Origin of the sequence: Mucilaginibacter sp. JRF (assembly GCF_015223065.1) — a bacterium.
Lineage (GTDB): Bacteria > Bacteroidota > Bacteroidia > Sphingobacteriales > Sphingobacteriaceae > Mucilaginibacter.
Genome location: NZ_JADFBY010000001.1, coordinates 84,154 through 106,543, shown reverse-complemented (window position 1 = coordinate 106,543; position 22,390 = coordinate 84,154). Strand labels below are relative to the sequence as shown.

Here is a 22,390-nt window from a genome sequence, read left to right as displayed (position 1 = left end):
CCACAAAGTAAATAATTTATATTTGATGCCGAACCATGAGCAACACCACACAATACATTTTACTGGCTTTACTGCTAACATTGGGTGTAGTATTTGCCCTGTACAAACGCAAGCTTACGCCATTGGCTGCCATTACCGGTGTGGTTACGGCTTTACTGCTCTACATGGCGACGGGCTTTATCGGGGTGATATTGATGACGGCCTTTTTCATCATCGGCACCTTAGCTACATCGCATAAAAAGGCATTGAAACAAAAAATTGAGCAAACCGATGCCGCTCCGCGTGATGCCCGGCAGGTATTGGCCAATAGCGGTATGGCCACCTTATTAGCCCTAATGATACTGTTGATGCCTGAATATAAAGCTCTATTTATGCTGATGATAGCCGCCGCTTTCGCCACCGCCACGGGCGATACAGCATCGAGTGAATTGGGGATGGTGTATGGCAAGCGCTTTTACAACATCATCAGCCTGAAGAAAGATATTCGCGGACTTGATGGGGTGATCAGCCTTGAGGGCACTTTATTAGGTGTTGCAGGTAGTATGCTGATAGCCGCTATCTACTGCTTATATTTTGGCTGGGGATGGGCTTTCGCGGCAATTACCATGGGCGGACTTACCGGTAATTTAGCCGATTCGATATTAGGTGCCGTGCTTGAACGTAAGCACTATCTTGGCAACAATATGGTTAACTTTTTAGCTACGCTTATTGGTGCTGTAGCTGCCGGGTTAATGGCATAAAAAAAGCACCGGTATAATACCAGTGCTTTTGTAAACGATCAATAAAGGGTATATTATTATATAACTTTTACTTTTACCGCATTCAGACCTTTACGGCCGTTCTCAACCTCGAACTCCACTTTGTCGTTCTCCTGTATCTCATCGATAAGGCCGGTTGAGTGTACAAAAATTTCTTGCTCGCCGCTATCAGGCACTATAAAGCCGAAACCTTTTGTAACATTGAAGAATTTTACTGTTCCTTGTTTTTGCATTGTATTGTTATTAAAGCGCGCAAGGTAGGTATAATAATCGGCAATGCGCAAACTATTTAAAGCCACGCCCATTAGCTGACATTACAACCACTTTACTGTGATATATTCCTATTCAGAGTATACACTCTGTATGGTATCCCTTAAATTATAGCCCGATGCCATTACCTGTCCATAGGCACCGGCAGTACGTACAGCTATAATATCGCCACGGTATGATTGCGGCATCTCCACATCCTTACGGAAACAATCCGTGCTTTCACATATCGGGCCAACAACATCGTACTTAACCGCGTCTATCACATTTTCGGGCGTGCGGCTCAGGTTATCTATCTGGTGATAGGCCTGATACAACATGGGGCGTATCAGCTCGGTCATGCCGGCATCAAGCACCAAAAAATTCTTGCGCTGGCCGTTTTTAACATACAACACTCGGGATATTAATGCCGATGATTGCGCTACCAATACCCTGCCCAGTTCAAAATGCACTTCCTGACCGGGTTTAATGTTCAAAAAGTCGTGAAACACTTTGAAGTAGCTTTCAAAATCGGCTACGTTGTTATTGTCAGGGCTGTAATAATCAACACCTAAACCGCCACCGGCGTTAAGCACCTTGATTTGGAAGCCACGATCTTCAAACCACTCCTGCATTTCGTTAATGCGGATGCATAGGCTTTTGAAAACCTCCATATCCGTAATTTGCGAACCTACGTGAAAGTGTATACCGATGAATTCCAGGTTGGCGCTGCTACGTAGCTTTTCGGCCACATCATTTAGCTGCCAGGTATTTATACCGAACTTGTTTTCATCCAAACCGGTAGTGATGTAATGATGGGTATGTGCATCAACATTTGGGTTTATGCGGATAGCCACACGCGCTTTTTTACCGCGGGCTGCTGCCAGCTCGTTGATCACCTCCAACTCCTGTACCGATTCTACATTGAAGCAGAAGATATCGGCATCTAAAGCGGCGTTTATTTCTTTATCCGATTTACCTACGCCTGCAAAAACAACCTTATCCTTACTAAAGCCATGTTTTATGGCTGATAGTACTTCGTTACCGCTCACGCAATCGGCACCAAAACCGTATGATTGTATGGCACTTACCACTTTGCTGTCAAAATTGGCCTTCATGGCGTAATGCACATGGAAACCATATTTACCCGATGCCTCGCTGCATGCGGCCAATGTGCTACGCAGCAAATCAAGATCGTAGTAGTAAAAAGGTGTTTCCAGGTTTTGGAAACGATCTATAACTTTATTATTGAACATCTCTTTTATCAAAATTTAAATACCCAACAGTATGGTATATTAAAATAAGCGACTGTGCAAACTGCGCAGCGCCTCTGTTTTTTCGTCGGTTTTTAACAGTAACGATAGGTTGTGCTCGCTGCCACCGTATGATATCATCCTTAACGGGATATGCTTTACAGCCTCCAGCACGCGGGCGGCATAGCCATGTTTATCGGTACCAAAATCGCCCACTACACAAATAATGGTTTGGTGTGTTTCTATCTCTACGGTACCAAAGGTATTCAGCTCGGCTTCTATCTCCTTCAGGTAGCGGGTATCATCAATGGTTAATGATACGGCAACTTCTGATGTGGTGATCATATCGATAGAAGTTTTGTAACGCTCAAATACCTCGAATATGCGCCTTAAAAAACCATAAGCCAGCAACATACGGCTTGATTGTACGCGAATGGCGGTAATATCATCCTTAGCGGCTATTGATTTTATTTTGTTTTTTTCGCTCTCTATGGTGATCAGGGTGCCTTGCGCCTGTGGATCCATAGTGTTAAGCAGGCGTACCGGTATTTTATACTTTTGCGCCGGGAACACGCTTTGCGGATGCAATATTTTGGCGCCAAAATAAGCCAGCTCGGCAGCCTCATCAAATGATAGCTGTGCTATAGGCTGCGTACCTTTAACTATACGCGGATCATTATTGTGCATGCCGTCAATATCTGTCCATATCTGCACTTCCTCGCTGCGTATGCCCGCCCCTATTAGTGATGCGGTATAATCGCTGCCGCCACGGCGCAGGTTATCTATTTCGCCAAAGCTGTTGCGGCAAATATAGCCCTGGGTGATGAACAGGTTATTGTCCGGGTGTTTATCCAACAGCGGGGTTAAGTGCGAGGTGATATAATCAACCACCGGCTCGTTATCCTCATCTATCTTCATAAAATCGAGCGCGGGCAGTAATACCGATGGAACGCCAATATCCTTCAAATAAACATGGTATAGCGTGGTTGACAGCAACTCGCCCTGCGCCAGTATTACTTTATCCTCAATATTGGTGAACAGATCATTAGCGAAACCGCTAAGCAGGTTAAAATGATAATCGATTACCTCTTTACCTTGCGCCAGGTATTGTTCGCTGGCAAAAAGCTCTGTTATAAAAACTTCGTACTTATTTTTTAATGCAGCAATTAATGTGGCGGCCTTGGGCTTATCGCCAACAAGGTATGCCTGACTTATTTCAACTAAACTGTTTGTAGTGCCCGATACGGCCGATAGCACCACGATCTGACGTTGAGAAACATCAACAATATCAAGCAGCTTTTTCATCCTTTCAGGACTGCCTACTGATGTGCCTCCGAATTTTAAAACCTTCATCTTACGTAAATTGATTTAACTGAAAAACTGATCTTGCTGCACCAATTTTTGCGGCGCTAAAAATAGGATTTTTAAGCAGTTATAGGCGCTTTTAGCCGCATTAAATTCAGATTGAATAAGTAACCATCGTTATTATTCAAACAACAGTGTAAATATCATCTCTTGTTTACGGCTTATTAATAATAATATTTTTAACTGAAAATCAATAATTTATCAATAATTTATCAATAATTTAAAACAACAGGCAAAACCTTTGGCGGATTATTTGGTCTATACGCTGTAATTGTGTATTCACCAAGATACATAAACCTGAATTTAACTGAGGAATATTTGTGATCAAGAAAGCTTGATAGCAGCTATGCTAATTAAGCCGTGTTATTATTTACATTTTATGAAAACCGAAAAATCAACGTTAAGGTGCGGTTGTGGAGCGCCTTATCATTTCGAGAGTAAGTCAAATCCTCTCGGTGCGCTATTGTTCTTTTTGCCTATCCGCCGCTTTTTTTGCGCGCATTGCTTAAAAGATTGTTATGTATGGCTACCCGCAAAAGCAGCACGAAAGTATCACCGGGTATAAGTATGTATGGAGAAAATTTACTAAAAACCAAAAAAAGCCGCTTTAACAGCGGCTCTTTTGTTATAACATTTCCTTTTGTTTTGATACGGTGTGTATATCGGGGTTTTGATAATCCTTCTCTATCAAACCATCGCGCATACGCACAATGCGGTGCGCATGCTGGGCTATATCCTCCTCGTGCGTAACCAATATAATGGTGTTGCCTTTGGAATGTATATCCTCTATCAATCCCATTATTTCGATGGAGGTTTTAGTATCCAGGTTACCGGTAGGCTCATCAGCCAATATGATGGATGGATTGTTAATTAGCGCACGGGCTACCGCTACACGCTGCCTCTGCCCGCCCGAAAGTTCGTTTGGGCGGTGATCTGTTCTGTTACCTAAACCAACATTTTCTAAGGCCTTGTGCGCACGTGCCAGTCGGTCGGTTTTACTGATACCGGCATACACCAGCGGCAGGGCCACATTCTCCAGCGAAGTATTACGGGGCAATAAGTTGAATGTTTGAAAAACGAAACCTATCTCGGCGTTACGCACTTCGGCCAGGTCATCATCCGTCATGTGACTTACGTTGATGCCGTTCAATATATATTCGCCCTTGGTAGGCGTATCCAAACAACCCAAAATATTCATCAGGGTTGATTTACCTGAACCCGAAGGCCCCATCAATGCCACAAACTCGCCCTTATTTATACTCAACGACACCGATTTTAGCGCGTGGATAACCTCGGTACCAATAACATATTTACGGCCTATATCTTTAATACTAATAAGTGGCTGCATGCGCTTTTATTGGTTTGACTATGGTTAGTGGGTAATTGTTACACCGCTGATTGGATTTTGATTTCGTGGATTCCGCTGATGATTGTCTTGACCTTGATTTTAGGGGTTTTGGGATGGACTTGATTTTTTTCTGTACCATGATTTTAGGGATTTGAGGATTACCGTGATTGAATGATACTGATTGTTAAAATCAACGTCATCAGTGAAATCAAAATCTAATCAACTGTCAAAGACAAAAGAATCAAGAAATCCTCAAATCAAGTAAATCAAGGTTAAGAAAAGGTATCAACGGTCAATCACCTTAGCCACCAAAAAGTGGCTTTCATCGTGTTTGGGCGCGTTTAGTAAACCTTGCTCGGTGGTTATTTCTTGTTTTACTATGTCCTCGCGTAGGGCGTTGTCTTCGTTGGTCATGTATACCAGGGGCTCAACGCCCGATGTATCAACCTCGTTAAGTTTGGCCATAAAGTCGAGTATCTGGCTCATGTCCTTCATTAGCTCCTGCTTTTCGGTATCGGCCAGTTCAAGGCGGGCAAGGTGAGCTATCTTATCAACGGTTTCTTTATCAATGGTCATGATGCGGTATTTAGTTTTTGCTGGATGATGCTGTGAACCTGATCGCGCAGGGCATCGGTATCATCAACTGTTAAATGAGCCGTTTCAATGGGCTTATGTACAAATATATTACAAACACCCGGTTTGCTGCCATATTTAAGGCCATCATCCCATAAAATTTGCCAGGTATTAAGTGATGTTACCGGAATGATAGGTATTTTATGCTCAATGGCCAGCCTGAATGGACCATTCTTGAACGAGATCAACTCGGGCGGATAAATATCAGGAATGGTACCTTCGGGGAAGATGATCATGGTAACACCTTTCTGCAAACGCTCGGCAGTGGCTTTAAATGCCCGGAATGATGACATTTTGCTTTCGCGATTAACCGGAATATCAACCGTACGGAAAAATAAGCCGGTAACCAGCCCATCAAGCAATTCATCCTTACCCATAAAACAAATGTTGTTTTTTATGGCGATGCTCATGGCCGTAATATCGAGGTTGGAGGTATGATTGGGGCAAATGATGTAGGTGCGGCTCCAGTCTATCTTTTGTTCAATATCGATATTGTAGGTAATACCCGCTACCAGCGAGCTAACAAAACCCCATGCGCGGCGCACTTTATTCATGCTGGCATAACGCTCGGGCTTTCGGGAAAAATAGTATAGCAGGGGCCAGAAAACGAAGTAAAAAAAGCCTACACTGTACCTGTACAATCGGGCATGGGCCTTTCTCAAAAACATTTTCATCGATGCCAAAAATATAAAAATTCTTACTTTCGCCCCTATGGAAACAGTTGTTAGTGGAATACGGTCGACCGGAAATTTGCATTTGGGCAATTATTACGGTGCAATACAGAATTTTATAAAGATGCAGCACGAATATAACTGCTACTTTTTCATTGCCGATCTGCATTCACTAACCACACACCCTACCCCCGCCAACCTGCACAGCAATGTAAAACATGTTTTGGTAGAGTACCTTGCCGCGGGCATTGACCCGGAGAAGGCCACCATATATGTACAGTCGGACGTGCCCGAGGTTGCTGAGCTATACCTGTACCTGAACATGAACGCTTATTTAGGCGAGCTGGAACGCAGTACATCATTTAAAGATAAGGTACGCGCACAGCCCGATAATGTTAATGCCGGTTTATTAACCTACCCGGTTTTAATGGCGGCGGATATTATCATCCATAAAGCTACTAAGGTGCCGGTGGGTAAAGATCAGGAGCAGCACCTTGAAATGGCACGCACCTTTGGCAACCGCTTTAACAGGCTTTATAATAACGATTACTTCCCAGAGCCGTATGCCTTTAGCTATGGGAGCAACCTGGTAAAAATTCCGGGATTGGATGGTAAGGGCAAAATGGGCAAATCAGAGGGTGAGGCCAATGCCGTTTACCTGTCTGACGCGCCGGAGATTATCCGCAAAAAGGTAATGCGTGCCGTTACCGACAGCGGCCCTACCGTTGAGAACCAGGAAAAACCGCAGGAGATACAAAACCTGTTCGATTTGATGAAAGTAGTATCAACCGAAGATACTTACCAGCACTTTGATAACCTGTACAACACCATGCAGGTGCGCTACGGCGACCTCAAGAAACAACTTGCCGAGGATATGGTGAACGCCACCGCCCCTATTCGCGACCGTATTAATGAAATAGCCAATGACTCGGCCTACCTGAGCCGTGTGGCCAGTCTTGGTGCCGAAAAGGCGCGCGAAAGCGCCACTAAAACCATACGTGAAGTACGCGAAATAATAGGCTTCCGTAAGTTTTAGCGGCAAGCCAGTTACGCTGCTAAACAGCAATACCTTACAACTTTTTTGACACTTAGTGGTTGTTGGTGTATATTTATTGGTTCATAGTTAATGGTTGATGGCTTATGGCCTTAAGCATTTGAACTTAGCCTTAAATATCATTCATGAACTATGAGCTATCAACCATGAACTTTTAACTACACCAAACGCACATGCACATTGCTATTGTAGGAAACATAGGAGCCGGTAAAACTACCCTCACCGAAATGCTGGCTAAAAATTACGGCTTTGAGCCGCTTTTTGAGGCCGTTGATAACAACCCTTACCTTGAGGATTTTTACAGCGACATGAAACGCTGGAGCTTTAACCTGCAAATATACTTTTTGAACAGCCGCTACCGCCAGATACTGGAAATACAAAAGAGCGGTCGTAATGTGATACAGGATCGTACCATTTACGAGGATGCCTTTATTTTTGCCGAAAACCTGCACGATATGGGCCTCATGACCACGCGCGATTATGAGAACTACCGCTCTATTTTCGACAATATAACCTCGTTCATCAAACCGCCCGATCTGCTGATTTACCTTAAGGCATCGGTACCCACGCTGGTAAACAACATACAGCGCCGTGGCCGTGAATACGAAAGCGGCATCAGGCTCGATTACCTATCAAAACTGAATGAAAAATACCAGAAATGGATAACCGGTTATGAACTCGGTAAGCTACTGGTGCTGGATAAGGATAACCTCGACTTTGCCAATAATACTGAGGATATGGCCACCATTGTGCAGATGATAGAGAGGGAGATACACGGGTTGTTTTAGTGGCCCCCTAAATCCCCCCGAAGGGGGACTTAATAATATCTTGTTAAATATGTCCGATATATCAAATATGCAAAACATCACCTCCCCTTCAGGGGAGGCCGGGAGGGGCTCTGTTCTTGGTATTATACCTGCACGCTACGCGTCGAGCCGATTTCCGGGCAAGCCATTGGTTGACATCGCGGGCAAGAGCATGATACAGCGTGTTTACGAGCAGGCATCCAAATGTGCCGACCTTGCCGCCATAATGGTAGCTACGGATGATGAGCGCATATTTGACCACGTTACCAACTTTGGCGGCCTCGCCGTAATGACGGGCAGTGACCACCAAAGTGGCACCGACCGTTGTGCCGAAGTAGCCTTACAACACCCGCAGTACCAGGTGATCATCAACATTCAGGGTGATGAACCGTATATTGACCCGGAGCAAATTAGCAAGCTGGCGAATTGCTTTGATAATGCCCAAACCGAAATAGCCACCCTCGTTAAACGCATAAAAAACGAGCAGGAGCTGCTGAATACCAACTCGCCCAAAGTGGTGATCAATAAACTATCTGAGGCTATATATTTTTCACGCTCGCCCCTGCCCCATCTGCGCGGCGAAGAACCTGAGAACTGGCTGGAATTCCACACCTATTTTAAACACATAGGCATCTATGGCTATCGTGCCGATGTATTGCAGCAAATAACCAAACTCCCGGTATCATCACTCGAAACCGCCGAAAAACTTGAACAACTCCGCTGGATAGAGAATGGCTACCGCATACAAGTTGCCGAAACAGAGCTGGAAACTCATGCTATTGATACGCCGGAAGATTTGAAGTTGTTGAATTTGTAAGATTGGTGTCGTTTCTTTAAAAAAGTAAAAGCATACTGACATAGAGAGGAAATAATAGTTCGCTAAACCCCTCCCTAACCCTCCCATGGGGAGGGTATTAATATCTAAGCACCAAAAGCACAAACCGCAAATAACCTCTATTACCGGCATCAGAAATGCCCGGAGCAGCACAAGCCCTGCCAGAGCACAAACTTTCACCGGGCAGGGCGTAGCCGGCAGTTTTTCTTTGGTTACTTTCTTTTTTCTGCAAAAAAGAAAGTGACAACCACTATCGATCAATAAAGCACATCCTTGTGCTCATTAGCAGTGAAAGTGCTTTAATGAAGATGCTGTATTTTATTATCGTTAGCCTGCTCTTGGGCGCAGAGCCCAGTTACTTTACCTTAGATGCAAAGTAACCAAACATCAAGGCAGAAAAAACCTTCCACCCGCAAGGCCATACTCCCTGGCCCGGTTTTCTGCCAGGCCACCGCGCTTTTTTATTATACTTTTTGTCATTTCGAACGAGGTACGAGAGAGAAATCTCTCGCTTAGCATGAACTCGTGTAGATTTCTGCTTTGTCGAAATGACAAAATTGATAAAGTTCCATAAAAGTCCTCCCCTCGGGGAGGATTTAGAAGGGGTTAATCTATACCATACAATAAACGCGTACAGATTTCTCGAATGACAAAGTTGAAAAAATCATTCCCACTCCACTATCAACCAATAAATTATACACCTGCACATTTCAACATCACCCAATTTCTCAACAACCACAAAAAACTGTTAAAATTTCTTACCTTTGTATCCCGTACACAAACAATTTGGTGGCAGGTTAAAACTGTCGCTAAAATTCAAAAAACAACATGACCAAGTATATTTTTGTTACGGGCGGCGTTACTTCGTCGTTAGGGAAAGGTATTATTTCCGCATCATTAGCTAAACTCTTACAGGCACGTGGTTACCGCGTAACTATCCAAAAGTTCGACCCTTATATTAACGTCGATCCGGGTACGCTGAACCCTTATGAGCACGGCGAATGTTACGTTACCGAGGATGGTGCCGAAACCGACCTTGACCTTGGCCATTACGAGCGTTTTTTGAATACCCCAACCTCGCAATCAAACAACATCACTACCGGCCGTATCTACCAAAACGTTATTAACAAAGAGCGTGAAGGTGCCTTTTTGGGCAAAACCGTACAGGTGGTACCACACATAACCGACGAGATAAAACGCAACTTCCGCATTTTGGGCGAGAGCGGCGATTATGATATCGTGATCACCGAAATTGGTGGTACCGTTGGCGATATTGAATCGTTGCCGTTTGTGGAGGCTGTGCGCCAGTTCCGCTGGGAAGTTGGCTCAAGCAACTCACTGGTTATTCACCTTACCCTGGTGCCGTTTTTGGCTGCCGCGGGCGAACTGAAAACCAAACCGACACAACACTCTGTTAAAATGTTGCTGGAGTATGGTATTCAGCCTGATATATTGGTTTGCCGTACCGAACATCACTTAACCCAGGAGCTGCGTAAAAAGATAGCCCTGTTCTGTAACGTGAACATCAACGCGGTTATTGAATCAATAGATGCATCAACCATTTATGACGTGCCTTTGCTGATGCTTAAAGAGCAGCTGGACAAAACGGTACTGACAAAATTCAAACTTCCGCATAAAAACGAGCCTGCCCTTGAAAGCTGGAAAGACTTTTTAGGTCGCCTTAAAAACCCTACATCTGAAGTGCGTATTGGCCTGGTAGGTAAATACGTTGAACTTCCAGATGCTTACAAATCAATTACCGAAGCCTTTATACATGCCGGTGCTAAAAACGAATGTAAGGTTAAGGTTGAGTACATTCACTCAGAACAATTAACTCCCGGCAATGCCGTTGAGCGCCTTAAAGGCCTGCATGGCGTACTTGTTGCACCGGGCTTTGGCGAGCGTGGTTTCGAAGGTAAGATAGAAGCCATCCGTTACGTACGCGAAAACAATATACCTTTCTTCGGTATATGTCTGGGTATGCAATGTTCGGTTGTTGAGTTTGGCCGTAACGTGCTTAAGCTTGAAAGCGCCAACAGTACCGAAATGAACCCTGATACTAAATATCCGGTGATCAGCATGATGGAGGAGCAGAAAAACATTACCGCCAAAGGTGGTACCATGCGTTTGGGCGCCTACCCTTGCGATTTGAAAAAGGGCTCAAGAGCGGCAACCATCTACGGAAAAACACATATCAGCGAGCGCCATCGTCACCGTTACGAGTTCAATAACGAGTACCTTAAAAAGTACGAAGAAGCGGGTATGATACCATCAGGCATCAACCCTGAAAACGGTTTGGTTGAGATAGTTGAACTTAAAAATCACCCATACTTTGTAGGCGCGCAGTTTCACCCCGAATTAAAATCAACAGTTGCTAATCCGCACCCACTTTTTATTAACTTTGTCGCCGCTTCGCTGGCCTATGCCCGCAAGAATTAATTATTGTTCGATTTTAAATAATGGATAGAAATACATTCACAGGATTATTCCTGATCATGCTGATAATGGTTGGCGGGTTTTACCTGATCAAACCATCGCCAGAAGAAATAAAGAAAGAAAAAGAGCGCACCGAAGCTGCCTCGGCAGCAAAAAGCGGCAAAAAATCGGCTGTTGCCAAAAGCACAGCACCAGTTGCAACACCGGCTGTTGATTCTGCTGCTATGAAAGGCCCGTTCGGTGCCGCGATAGCCGGCAAAGCCCAGCAAATTGTTCTGGAAAACAGCGATGTTAAAGTTGACTTAAGCACCCTTGGTGGTAAAGTTGAATCGGTAGAGCTTAAAGGCTACAAAACCTTTGATAAAAAGGCCCTTGTTTTATTTGATGGCGATGGCAACAGCTTTGGTACTACGATAAATGCTGCCGGTCGTGGTTTTAACACGGCTACGCTTTACTTTGCACCGGTACAAGCTTCAAAAAACAATGTAACCCTGCGTTTAAGCTACAGCCCAACACAGTACATTGACTACACTTACACCCTTGCCGACAAAGGCTTTAAGCTTGACCTAAGCATTAAGCCTACCGGTATGGATGCCCTGATAGGTAACAACGGTTTGCTAAACCTTAACTGGACGGCCAGCCTGCACAAGCAGGAGAAGGACATGAAGCAGGAGCGCCAGTACTCTACCGTGTACTATAAATTTGTTGATGCCAATGTTAACAACCTGAGTGTTAGTGAAGATGAGCAGAAGAACGTTATTGAGGATAATAAAAAAGTACAGTGGGTATCGTTCAAGCAACACTTTTTCTCGAACGTACTTATCAGCAAAACCGGTTTTGATAAGGCTACATTAGCGGTAAATACCGATGTAAATACCCAAACCGATGTTAAGCAAATGAAGGCCGATTTGGCAGTTGCTAAGGATGCAAGCGGTGTTTACCCATTAGAATTCTACTTTGGCCCTAACCGTTTCAGCACCCTTAAAGATCAGGGTTATGATTTGCAGGATCAGGTTGATATGGGCTGGGGACCGCTTAAATACATTAACCGTTTCGCGGTATTACCAATATTTAACCTGCTTAACACCTTTAACTGGAATTACGGTATAATTATATTGGCCCTTACCATTTTGTTGAAGGTGGTATTGTCGCCACTTACTTATAAATCATACCTATCAATGGCTAAAATGCGTGTGCTTAAGCCTGAGATGGATGAGATTAAAACAAAAGTTGGTGAAGATAACCCTACGCTATTACAACAGGAATATTTAAAGCTTTACAAAAAGGCAGGTGTTAATCCGCTGGGTGGTTGTTTGCCGCTATTGCTGCAAATGCCTATCGTTATCGCGTTCTTCCGCTTTTTCCCGAGCTTGTTTGAACTGCGTGGCGAGAGCTTCCTGTGGATGAAGGATCTATCGACTTATGATGCAGTGCTATCATTTTCGCCACTGCCGTTGATCGGTTGGACGCACATCAGCTTAATGTGTTTGCTGATGACCATCTCTACGCTGATCTACACCTACTTTAACAACCAACTTTCAGGTGCTACCGGCCAAATGAAGTATATCGGTTATATTACACCGCTTATCTTTTTCGGTATGCTGAACAGCTACCCGGCAGGTTTGAATTACTATTACTTCCTTGCCAACATGTTAACATTCGGTCAGCAATACCTTATCCGTTTAATGGTTGACGATAAAAAGATCCACGCCAAAATTCAGGAGAATAAAGCCAAGCCCGAGGATGCCAAAAAGAAAAAATCAGGCTTCTCTGCCCGTTTGGAAGAGATGATGCGCCAGCAACAACAAGCGCAACAGAAAAAGAAATAAAAAAACGTGAGCTTAACTATCTCACAAAGCCCTTCTCCTGATGGAGAGGGGCTTTTTTGTTTTTAAATGTATTATTGTCATTTCGAGAGATAGCGAGAAATCTGTCGCTTTGCTAATGAACATGTGCAGATTACCCCTTGTACAACCCCTCCTAAATCCTCCCCGAGGGGGAGGACTTGAATACTACTTAATAATTATGTCATTTCGACGAAGGAGAAATCTGTACACGTTTATTAATCTGGCGATAGATTTCTCCTCGTACCTCGTTCGAAATGACAAGAGTTTTTTAAGTCCTCCCAATGGGGAGGATTTAGGAGGGGTTAAAAGCGCGTAAGCCTGGCAGAAAACCGGGCCAGGGAATATGGCCTTGTGGGCGGAAGTTTTTTTCTACCTTGACTTTTGGTTACTTTGTGTCTAAGACAAAGTAACTGGGCCCTGCGCCCAAGAGCAGACTAACGATGATTAAAAAACAACCCTTAATCAAAGCACTTCTCAAAATCGCTTCATTACCTGTCCTTAACTTCTTTTGTGCAGACAAAAGAAGCAAAAACTGCCGGCTACGCCCTGCCCGATGAAAGGTTATGCTTTGGCAAGGCTTATGCTGCTCCGGGCATTTCTGATGCCGGTAATAGAGGTTATTTACGGTTTGTGCTTTTAATATGGTTGGCTTTTTATAAGATACTATTAATTCCCTCCCCACGGGAGGGTTAGGGAGGGGTTTCGCCGACTATTAATTAAAAAAATCATGTCATTTCGACGTAGGAGAAATCTGTACGCGTTCATAACCAAGCGACAGATTTCTCCTCGTACCTCGGTCGAAATGACAATATTTTAAAATTGATTGTTAAAAGTCCTCCCCTATCGGGGAGGATTTAGGAGGGGTTATATAATCCCTGCCTTCTCCAACTCAACTTCCATTTGCTTTTGCAAGTTCTGGGCTTCGGCGCGGGCGGCTTCGGCGAAGTCATGACCGTTGGAGGCGTAGATGATAGAGCGTGACGCGTTAACGATCAGGCCGCAATCTTTGGTGATGCCGTATTTACAAACATCTTCCAGGCTGCCACCCTGGGCGCCTACTCCCGGTACTAGCAAAAAGTTGTCGGGCGCGTATTGGCGTATGTTGGTAAACTCGGTGCTTTTGGTTGCCCCTACCACAAACATCAGCCTGTCGGCACCGGCCCAAGTGTTAGCCTTTTTAATTACGGTTTCAAATAAATGACCGTCCGGTGTTTCCAGATACTGAAAATCCTTACTACCTACCGATGAGGTAAGCGCCAGCAGAATTATCCACTTGCCATCATACTTTAAATAAGGCGTAACACTGTCATTACCCATGTATGGGGTAACGGTGATGGCATCAAAACCCATTTCGGTTTCGGCCTCATCAAAAAAGGCACGGGCATACATGTCAGATGTATTGCCGATGTCGCCACGCTTGGCGTCAATAATACTCAGGGTATCCTTGGGTATATATTTATAGGTGTCTATCAGGCTTTGCAGGCCCTTAACGCCACGGCTTTCGTAAAAGGCAGCGTTGGGTTTGTAGGATATACAATGGTCCTTAGTAGCATCAATTATACGCTTGTTGAACTCAAATATCGGGTCGGGGTATTCCTTTAAAAATTCGGGGATCTTGTTAATATCCGTATCAAGGCCAACGCATAAAAAGCTGCGCTTTAATTTTATTTGTTCAATAAGCTGTTCTCTCGAAATCATGCAAAATAATTTAAGGGTCAAAAAAACTAAAAATTAATAAAACTGTTAGCCTTAAACACGATAAATATTTTTGAGAATTTGCTATTTGAAAATATTTAAGTAACATTGCACTGTTTTCCTCTTTGAATTTTTCTTGCACTAAAGAAACAATTTAAAATTCCGGGTTATTTAATAATATTATAACAGTTGCATAAGTTACGAAAGTGCTGCGTAGGGATGCGGGGATAACCTGTCAAACAAAATAATTCTTTTGAACTATAATCCAAATCATGTCTGATAAGATTGAATTGAACGACAAGCTCGTATCTGAGCTGCGTGAGATCGCAAAGAGCTTAGGTATAGGCGAAGCCGATGAACTTAGAAAAGCCCAGCTTGTAACACGTATAAAAGAGCAGCAGCAACTTATTGAAGTGGCCAAAGCTCAGCAAAGTATTGTTGAACAAAACTATACTGAAAAAAATGCAGCACCCCAGGCGGAAGCTGATGCCGATACTGCCGAAAGGCCCCGTAAAAGAACACGTACTGTAAAAACAGCCAACCCATCGCCTGCCCGCAGGCAAGAGGTGCCGCTTAATGATACCAACTTGTTTGATTTACCGGAAGATGAAACACCTGCTACCGAAGAAACTGAGGAAGCACCTGTAGAAGCCGCCGCCCCGGTACAGGCCGAAGCCCCTGTTGTTAGACAAGAAGCCCCTGCCGAGCCACGCCCGCAAAAATTTGAGCGCCGCATTAACCCTAATCAACAAAAACAGCAGGAAGCCATCAACCTTGATTTTGATAACGTTATTATTAACGAGGGTGTATTGGAGATAATGCCTGATGGTTACGGTTTCCTTCGCTCGTCAGACTATAACTACCTGACTTCGCCTGATGATATTTATGTATCGCAATCGCAAATAAAACTATTCGGCTTAAAAACCGGTGATACTGTGCGTGGTAGCATACGCCCGCCAAAAGAGGGTGAAAAATACTTCCCGCTGGTACGTGTAGAGGCCATTAACGGCCGTATACCTGCCGAAGTGCGCGACCGTGTTCCGTTTGATCACTTAACGCCGCTTTTCCCGTCGGAAAGATTGAACCTGTTTACTGACGCTAACAACTACTCAACCCGTATAATGGACCTTTTCTCGCCTATTGGTAAAGGTCAGCGTGGTTTGATCGTAGCTCAGCCAAAAACGGGTAAAACCATGTTATTAAAGGATGTTGCTAACGCCATCGCCAAAAACCACCCGGAGGTATACCTGATCATCCTGTTGATTGACGAACGCCCCGAGGAGGTTACCGATATGGCCCGCAGCGTACGTGCCGAAGTGGTATCATCAACATTTGATGAGCCTGCCGAAAGACACGTAAAAATCGCCAACATTGTATTAGAAAAAGCTAAGCGTATGGTTGAGTGCGGTCATGACGTAGTTATACTGCTCGACTCAATTACCCGCCTTGCCCGTGCTTACAACACCGTTGCCCCGGCATCAGGTAAAATACTTTCTGGTGGTGTGGATGCTAACGCGTTGCACAAGCCTAAGCGCTTTTTTGGCGCGGCCCGTAACATTGAGGATGGCGGCTCGCTTACCATTATAGCTACAGCGCTTACCGAAACAGGCTCGAAAATGGACGAGGTTATCTTTGAAGAATTTAAAGGTACCGGTAACATGGAGCTTCAGTTGGATCGTAAGCTATCAAACAAACGCATATTTCCGGCTATTGATATTACCGCATCAAGCACCCGCCGCGACGATCTGTTGCTTGACCGCGACGCGTTGCAGCGTATATGGATACTGCGTAATCACCTTGCTGATATGAATTCGCAGGAATCAATGGAGTTTTTGCAAAGCCAGATACGTGGCACAAGAACCAACGAAGAATTCCTGATCTCAATGAATTCCTAATAATAATTTAATAATCGCGAAGTTTATAAGTTAGCAAAAATTAACTTGTAACTTCGTGATTATTGATTTATTGATACCTTCATGGCTTGAAATGAAGCAAAGCGTCAGAAAACACCTTCCGAATTTTATTACCTGTGCTAACCTGTTTAGTGGCTGTATAGGGATAGTATTAACCTTTACGGCTGATAATCTGATATTTGCATCGTACGCTATATTCCTATCGGCCATATTTGATTTTTTTGACGGCCTGGCCTCACGTGTGCTTCAATCCTATTCAGGGATAGGTAAGGATCTGGATTCGCTGGCCGATATGGTGAGCTTTGGCGTATTGCCATCGGTAATTTTATACGAATTTTTTCAACAAGGCCCGCAAATGGGTGTGGTGAGTGATTACCTGCCGTTCGTTGCTTTCCTGATACCGGTATTTTCGGCGTTGCGTTTGGCCAAGTTTAACAACGATACCCGCCAGGCCGAAAGCTTTATTGGGCTGCCAACACCGGCAAACGCCATATTGATAGCCTCGTTCCCGCTTATTTTACAACAAATACCCGAGGTTAGCGAAATATTATTTAACCCCTACGCTTTAACTGTATTTATACTGGTTATGTGCGCTTTACTGGTGGCCGAGCTGCCTCTGATGTCGTTAAAATTCAAGAATCGCGACTTCAATAAAAATATTTACCGCTATTTACTGTTGCTGCTTTCGGCAATATTGATACTATTTTTTAAATTTGCCGCTGTTCCGGTGGTTATCATATTTTATATCACCCTATCATTAATTCAATTCAAATTAGCAAATGATAAAGTTTCAGGCTGAGATCGATGTAATGCCAAAAAAAGAAATATTGGACCCTCAAGGTAAAGCCGTAACCGGCAGCATGAAAAACCTTGGTTTGGCCGAAATTCAGAACGTGCGCATTGGCAAACACATTACTTTAGAGATCGAGGCTGAAAGCGAAGCAGCAGCTACCGCTAAGGTTGACGAAGCATGCAAAAACCTGCTGGCCAACCTTATTATGGAAAGCTACTCGTTCACATTGCGCCAGGCTTAATTAAAGCCCTGCTTCTTTTTCCTGTTTTACCCTTTCAAGCTCAACAAGGTTTACTGTAAGTGTATCGCTAACGGTTTTAAATTTTTGTAACACATCGGCAGCATCAGGCGTGCCTGTTTTGCATTGCAATTCAATGTCCTGCAATAGTGCCTGGCTGTTAAGCATTCCAAAAAAACCAAGATTAGGCTTTAACTTATGGGCAGCGCTCGCGGCATTAGGCCAATCGGCGGCAGCTATGGCAATGCTTATATTTTCAAGCAGTTCGGGGGTTTGCTGTAAGAACATCCCTACAGATTCAACAATAAATTCATCACTTCCATCAGCAATCTCGTACAGGAATGAAAGGTCAAGGTCTTGATCAACTGGCATACAACTAAATTCTAATTCACAAATTTATAATTTTTTAACTATCAAGTTGTCATGCAGCTCATTTAGTAACTGCAAAACATCTTTATTTAATACCGGGTGTATAAAGCCGGGCGCAATCTCAGCAAGGGGTTCAAGGGTAAAACGGCGTTCGTGCAGGCGCGGGTGCGGTATTTGCAGTTTCGGGGTGTTAATCACCTCATCGCCATAAAACAAAATATCTACATCAATAACCCGTGCGCCCCAGCGTTCGCGTCGCTCCCGCCCCATCTCGTGTTCAATATTCAGCAGGTTATCTAATAATTTTTCAGGCACTTCATTAGTATACAGCATAATTACCTGGTTCAAATAATCAGGCTCATCCGTTTTTCCCCACGATTGTGTTTCATAAACAGCCGATGCCGCCGTAAGCGGGCCAACACGCTGCTCAATAAGTTGTATGGTTTGTGCTAAAAGCGCCTCGCGGTCGCCCAAATTACTTCCCAGCAATAAAAATACCTGTGTCATTGTAACAAAATATAACCCGATAGCTCTTAATGTTATATGCACCGAATTATTAAGTTTGCATAGATAAAAAGATTAAGCGTATTTAATGAAACAATTCTTCAAATTTGTGCTCGCTACGGTGGTTGGTATTTTCGCGGCCACTATAATTTTAGGCGTTCTGTCGGTAATATTCTTTGTTGGAATAATATCTTCAGCATCTGAAAATAAAACTCCTGTTGAAGCAAATTCAATACTCACCCTCGAATTCAGGAAACCCATAGCCGAGCGTACACCATACAACCCGTTAGCCGAATTTAACTTTTTAGGCTTTGAGGATAAAAACCTTGGTTTGAACGATATTTTGGCCAACATTAAAAAAGCCAAAACTGATGATAATATTAAAGGCATCTTTTTAAACGAGAGCTACCTGATGTCGGGCCAGGCCACTACCGAGGAGATCCGCAACGCGCTGATCGATTTTAAAAAGTCAGGCAAATTCATTGTGGCCTATGGCGAGGTGTACACACAATCGTTCTACTATCTGGCATCAGTTGCCGATAAGGTATACATCAACCCGCAAGGGTATTTTGAGTTTAGCGGCTTTAGCTCAGAGGTTACTTTTTTAAAGGGAACGCTTGATAAGCTGGGTATTGAGGCGCAGGTTATAAAGGTAGGTACCTATAAAAGCGCTGTTGAGCCGTTTGTGCTTACCAAAATGAGCGATGCTAACCGCTTGCAGGTTACCTCGTACCTAAACTCAATGTTCGGGCATTTTTTGGATGGCATCAGCAAAAGCAGAAAGGTTAACCGCGATTCGCTGTTCACTTATGCCGATAACATGCGCATTCGTTACCCGGAAGATGCCGTTCGCCTGAAATTGGTTGATGGTGTAAAATATAAGGATGAGGTATTGGATGATCTGAAAAAACGCACCAAAACCGATCTTAAGGATGACCTGAACGCCGTAACCATGAACGAGTACAACGGCGCGGCTACCAACGGCGGTGCCGATAAGGATGAAGAAGAATCAGGCTCGTCACGCAACCGTATCGCCATGATCTATGCATCAGGCGAGATAACCGGCGGTGATGGTGACGATAATACCATCGGTTCCGAAAGAATATCAAAAGCTTTACGTAAGGCCCGTATGGACGAAAAGATCAAGGCCGTGGTTTTACGTGTTAACTCACCGGGTGGCAGCTCATTAGCATCAGATGTGATTTGGCGCGAGGTTGCGCTGACCAAAAAAGCCAAGCCTATTATCGTATCAATGGGTGATGTTGCGGCATCAGGCGGTTACTACATATCGTGCGCGGCCGATTCTATTTTTGCTGAGCCTAATACCATCACCGGTTCAATAGGCATATTCGCGGTGTTACCCAACATGCAAAAATTCTTTAATGATAAGCTGGGCATGACGTTCGACAATGTAAAAACCAGCAAATACGCCGACTTAGGCGATATATCACGCCCCCTCACCCCTGCCGAGCGCGAGATACTGCAAAACCAGGTTAACCATGGTTACGATGTATTTACCGGCGTGGTGGCCAAGGGTCGTAAAAAATCGCAACGTTATATTGACAGCATTGGCCAGGGCCGTGTATGGACAGGTAAACAAGCCCTTAAAATAGGCTTGGTTGACCGTTTAGGTAATATTGATGATGCCGTAAAATCGGCAGCTAAAAAGGCTAAGATCAAAAACTATAAGGTGATAGCCTATCCTGAGCAGGAAAGCGAACTGAAAAAATTTGGTTCGACATTTAGCGCCGAGGTTAAAACCCGCCTGATAAAATCAGAACTGGGCGATGATTATCATTACTACGATCAGATAAAACAAGTAAAAAGCATTATGCGTGTGCCGCAGGCCCGTATGCCTTTTAACGTGGTTATAAAATAAAACTGAAAACATTTTTTGTGCAAGCCGCCTTGTTACAGGGCGGCTTTTGTATTTTTACAGCTGTAATTTCTACATGGAAAATAAACCAATTGCCCGTACCCTGCGCCTGCTGTCGCAACTGATGGAACTGCACGAAGAAAACAGTTTCAAGATACGTTCTGTAGCGAATGCATCCTTCAAGGTTGATAAACTGCCTTTTAACGTGGCCGATAAAACCCCGGCCGAGCTTGAAACGGTTGATGGCATTGGCAAAAGCACGGCAAGCAAAATAACCGAATTGCTGCAAACAGGCACTATAAAAGAGCTGCAAACCCTTATTGAAAAAACGCCCGAAGGTGTTATGGAGATGATGGCCATCAAAGGCATCGGCCCCAAAAAGGTGGGTGTTATATGGCGCGAAATGGGCATTGAAAATACCGGCGAACTACTCTATGCCTGTAACGAAAACCGCCTGATTGAATTAAAGGGCTTTGGCGCTAAAACTCAGGCCGAAATAATTAAGGCCATTGAATTCAGGATGGCCAGCAACGGCAAATTCCTGTTTGCACAGGTTGAGCAGCAAGCGCATGATTTTATGGGTCAGCTAAAGGCTGTTTTTCCTGAAGCGTTGAAACATATAGCAGGCGAATTCAGGCGTTATAACGAGGTGATCAGCGAGTTAAGTATTGTTATAGGTAACAATAACCGCGAGATGGCTTTGGATACACTCGAACAATCTGACCTGCTTAAATCGGTAAAGATGATAGATAACCATGTTACCGGCGAACTGGAGAATGGTCTGCTGGTTGATATTACCTGCGTTGAAAAGGGCGAATATTTTAAAACGCTTTTCTTAAACACCGGTACCGACGAGCATGTACAAGCGGTGCTCGACCGATTATCTGAACCTTTGGATCAGCCTGAAAGCGAGGAGATGATCTACAAAAAGGCCGGTTTACAGTGGATACAACCTGAACTGCGCGAAGGCGACACCTATATTGAAAAAGCCGCTCAGGATGCTTTGCCTAAGCTGATAACCCTTACTGATTTGAAAGGTTCGCTGCATAACCACAGTACCTGGAGCGATGGGGTGCATACGGTTGAAGAAATGGCTTTATACTGCCGTGATGTAATGAAGCTGGAATATTTGGGTATGTGCGATCACAGCCGTACAGCGGTTTACGCCAAGGGGCTGAATATTGAGCGGGTATTACAACAACATGAAGAAATTGACCATCTGAATAAAAAGCTGGATGGTTTCCATATATTTAAGGGTATTGAATCGGATATATTGAATGATGGATCATTAGATTATCCGGAGGAGATACTGCAACGGTTTGATTTTATAGTGGCATCAGTACACTCCAACTTAAAAATGGATATTGATAAGGCAACTACACGCCTCATCAAAGCTATTGAAAACCCATACACTACCATATTGGGCCACCCTACCGGCAGGCTTTTGCTGAGCCGTAACGGTTACCAGATAGATCATAAAAAAGTGATAGATGCCTGCGCGGCAAACAACGTGGTTATAGAGATCAATGCCAACCCACTGAGGCTCGACCTTGATTGGCGCTGGCAGCAGTACGCGCTGGATAAAGGCGTTTGGCTATCAATAAACCCCGATGCGCACCGCAAGGAAGGCCATCATGATATGCAATTTGGTGTATATGCTGCCCGCAAAGGCGGTTTATATAAAGAAAGATGTTTAAATGCTTTATCATTGCAACAAATTCAGGAGGTGTTTAAACAAAAACGAGCCTGA

The 22,390-nt window shown here is 44.1% G+C and carries 20 protein-coding genes; 11 read left to right on the top strand and 9 right to left on the bottom strand.

Translation table 11 applies throughout. The features are described 5' to 3' along the window. Nucleotides 1-35: 35 nt before the first annotated feature. Nucleotides 36-740, top strand: coding sequence for a DUF92 domain-containing protein (locus tag IM792_RS00475; RefSeq protein ID WP_194099718.1), 705 nt, complete (start codon nt 36-38; stop codon nt 738-740). Nucleotides 741-796: 56 nt separating this feature from the next. Here IM792_RS00475 and IM792_RS00470 read toward each other — a convergent pair whose 3' ends face one another. The 6 genes from IM792_RS00470 to IM792_RS00445 form a co-directional block, all read right to left on the bottom strand. After that, a complete protein-coding gene (locus IM792_RS00470; RefSeq protein WP_194099717.1) occupies nt 797-991 on the bottom strand; it encodes a cold shock domain-containing protein in 195 nt (64 codons plus the stop codon). 108 nt (nt 992-1,099) lie between these two features. Continuing rightward, nucleotides 1,100-2,260 carry a diaminopimelate decarboxylase gene (gene lysA, locus IM792_RS00465; protein ID WP_194099716.1) on the bottom strand — a complete coding sequence of 387 codons (1,161 nt, stop codon included), beginning with the start codon at nt 2,258-2,260 and terminating at the stop codon, nt 1,100-1,102. Nucleotides 2,261-2,299: 39 nt separating this feature from the next. Next, nucleotides 2,300-3,610: an aspartate kinase gene (locus tag IM792_RS00460; RefSeq protein WP_194099715.1), complete on the bottom strand. Its 1,311-nt coding sequence runs from the start codon at nt 3,608-3,610 to the stop codon at nt 2,300-2,302. A 637-nt stretch (nt 3,611-4,247) separates the two neighbouring features. Continuing rightward, entirely contained in the window at nt 4,248-4,970 is a 723-nt protein-coding gene (locus tag IM792_RS00455) for an ABC transporter ATP-binding protein (RefSeq protein WP_194099714.1), read from the bottom strand. Nucleotides 4,971-5,255: 285 nt separating this feature from the next. Beyond that, the gene (gene gatC / locus IM792_RS00450; RefSeq protein WP_194099713.1) at nt 5,256-5,546 is read right to left on the bottom strand and encodes an Asp-tRNA(Asn)/Glu-tRNA(Gln) amidotransferase subunit GatC; all 291 of its coding nucleotides are present in this window, start codon (nt 5,544-5,546) and stop codon (nt 5,256-5,258) included. After that, nucleotides 5,543-6,157 (bottom strand): lysophospholipid acyltransferase family protein, encoded by a 615-nt coding sequence (locus IM792_RS00445; RefSeq protein WP_228084870.1) that lies wholly within the window; start codon nt 6,155-6,157, stop codon nt 5,543-5,545. The genes gatC and IM792_RS00445 overlap by 4 nt, the downstream gene beginning before the upstream one ends. Before the next feature lie 157 nt (nt 6,158-6,314). On the opposite strand from IM792_RS00445, the gene trpS reads away from it, so the two are divergent. The 5 genes from trpS to yidC all read left to right on the top strand — a co-directional run bounded on the left by trpS (nt 6,315) and on the right by yidC (nt 13,234). Next, nucleotides 6,315-7,310, top strand: a complete 996-nt coding sequence (trpS, locus tag IM792_RS00440) for a tryptophan--tRNA ligase (RefSeq protein ID WP_194099711.1) — start codon at nt 6,315-6,317, stop codon at nt 7,308-7,310. A 191-nt stretch (nt 7,311-7,501) separates the two neighbouring features. Next, on the top strand, nt 7,502-8,116 hold the full coding sequence (locus IM792_RS00435) for a deoxynucleoside kinase (RefSeq protein ID WP_194099710.1): 615 nt from the start codon (nt 7,502-7,504) through the stop codon (nt 8,114-8,116). A gap of 67 nt (nt 8,117-8,183) precedes the next feature. Further along, nucleotides 8,184-8,951 carry a 3-deoxy-manno-octulosonate cytidylyltransferase gene (gene kdsB, locus IM792_RS00430; protein WP_194100756.1) on the top strand — a complete coding sequence of 256 codons (768 nt, stop codon included), beginning with the start codon at nt 8,184-8,186 and terminating at the stop codon, nt 8,949-8,951. A gap of 846 nt (nt 8,952-9,797) precedes the next feature. Beyond that, nucleotides 9,798-11,408: a CTP synthase gene (locus IM792_RS00425; protein ID WP_194099708.1), complete on the top strand. Its 1,611-nt coding sequence runs from the start codon at nt 9,798-9,800 to the stop codon at nt 11,406-11,408. Between the two features lie 20 nt (nt 11,409-11,428). Next, entirely contained in the window at nt 11,429-13,234 is a 1,806-nt protein-coding gene (gene yidC, locus IM792_RS00420) for a membrane protein insertase YidC (RefSeq protein ID WP_194099707.1), read from the top strand. 882 nt (nt 13,235-14,116) lie between these two features. Here yidC and pyrF read toward each other — a convergent pair. Next, nucleotides 14,117-14,947 carry an orotidine-5'-phosphate decarboxylase gene (gene pyrF, locus IM792_RS00415; protein ID WP_194100755.1) on the bottom strand — a complete coding sequence of 277 codons (831 nt, stop codon included), beginning with the start codon at nt 14,945-14,947 and terminating at the stop codon, nt 14,117-14,119. A gap of 272 nt (nt 14,948-15,219) precedes the next feature. Between pyrF and rho the strand changes: the two genes are divergently transcribed. The 3 genes from rho to purS are packed head-to-tail and all read left to right on the top strand — an operon-like array spanning nt 15,220 to nt 17,894. After that, nucleotides 15,220-16,842 (top strand): transcription termination factor Rho, encoded by a 1,623-nt coding sequence (rho, locus tag IM792_RS00410; RefSeq protein ID WP_194099706.1) that lies wholly within the window; start codon nt 15,220-15,222, stop codon nt 16,840-16,842. Nucleotides 16,843-16,897: 55 nt separating this feature from the next. Continuing rightward, nucleotides 16,898-17,659: a CDP-alcohol phosphatidyltransferase family protein gene (locus tag IM792_RS00405; protein WP_347343781.1), complete on the top strand. Its 762-nt coding sequence runs from the start codon at nt 16,898-16,900 to the stop codon at nt 17,657-17,659. After that, entirely contained in the window at nt 17,640-17,894 is a 255-nt protein-coding gene (gene purS / locus IM792_RS00400; protein ID WP_228084868.1) for a phosphoribosylformylglycinamidine synthase subunit PurS, read from the top strand. The genes IM792_RS00405 and purS overlap by 20 nt, the downstream gene beginning before the upstream one ends. Here the strand turns inward: purS and IM792_RS00395 are convergent, their stop codons facing one another. Together IM792_RS00395 and folK are read right to left on the bottom strand one after the other, a co-directional pair. Continuing rightward, nucleotides 17,895-18,263: an Hpt domain-containing protein gene (locus IM792_RS00395; RefSeq protein ID WP_194099705.1), complete on the bottom strand. Its 369-nt coding sequence runs from the start codon at nt 18,261-18,263 to the stop codon at nt 17,895-17,897. Between the two features lie 24 nt (nt 18,264-18,287). Beyond that, nucleotides 18,288-18,767, bottom strand: coding sequence for a 2-amino-4-hydroxy-6-hydroxymethyldihydropteridine diphosphokinase (folK, locus tag IM792_RS00390; protein ID WP_194099704.1), 480 nt, complete (start codon nt 18,765-18,767; stop codon nt 18,288-18,290). 85 nt (nt 18,768-18,852) lie between these two features. Here folK and sppA point away from each other — a divergent pair, with 85 nt between their 5' ends. Both sppA and IM792_RS00380 read left to right on the top strand, forming a co-directional pair. Then, nucleotides 18,853-20,643, top strand: a complete 1,791-nt coding sequence (gene sppA / locus IM792_RS00385; RefSeq protein WP_194099703.1) for a signal peptide peptidase SppA — start codon at nt 18,853-18,855, stop codon at nt 20,641-20,643. Nucleotides 20,644-20,716: 73 nt separating this feature from the next. After that, entirely contained in the window at nt 20,717-22,390 is a 1,674-nt protein-coding gene (locus IM792_RS00380) for a helix-hairpin-helix domain-containing protein (protein ID WP_194099702.1), read from the top strand.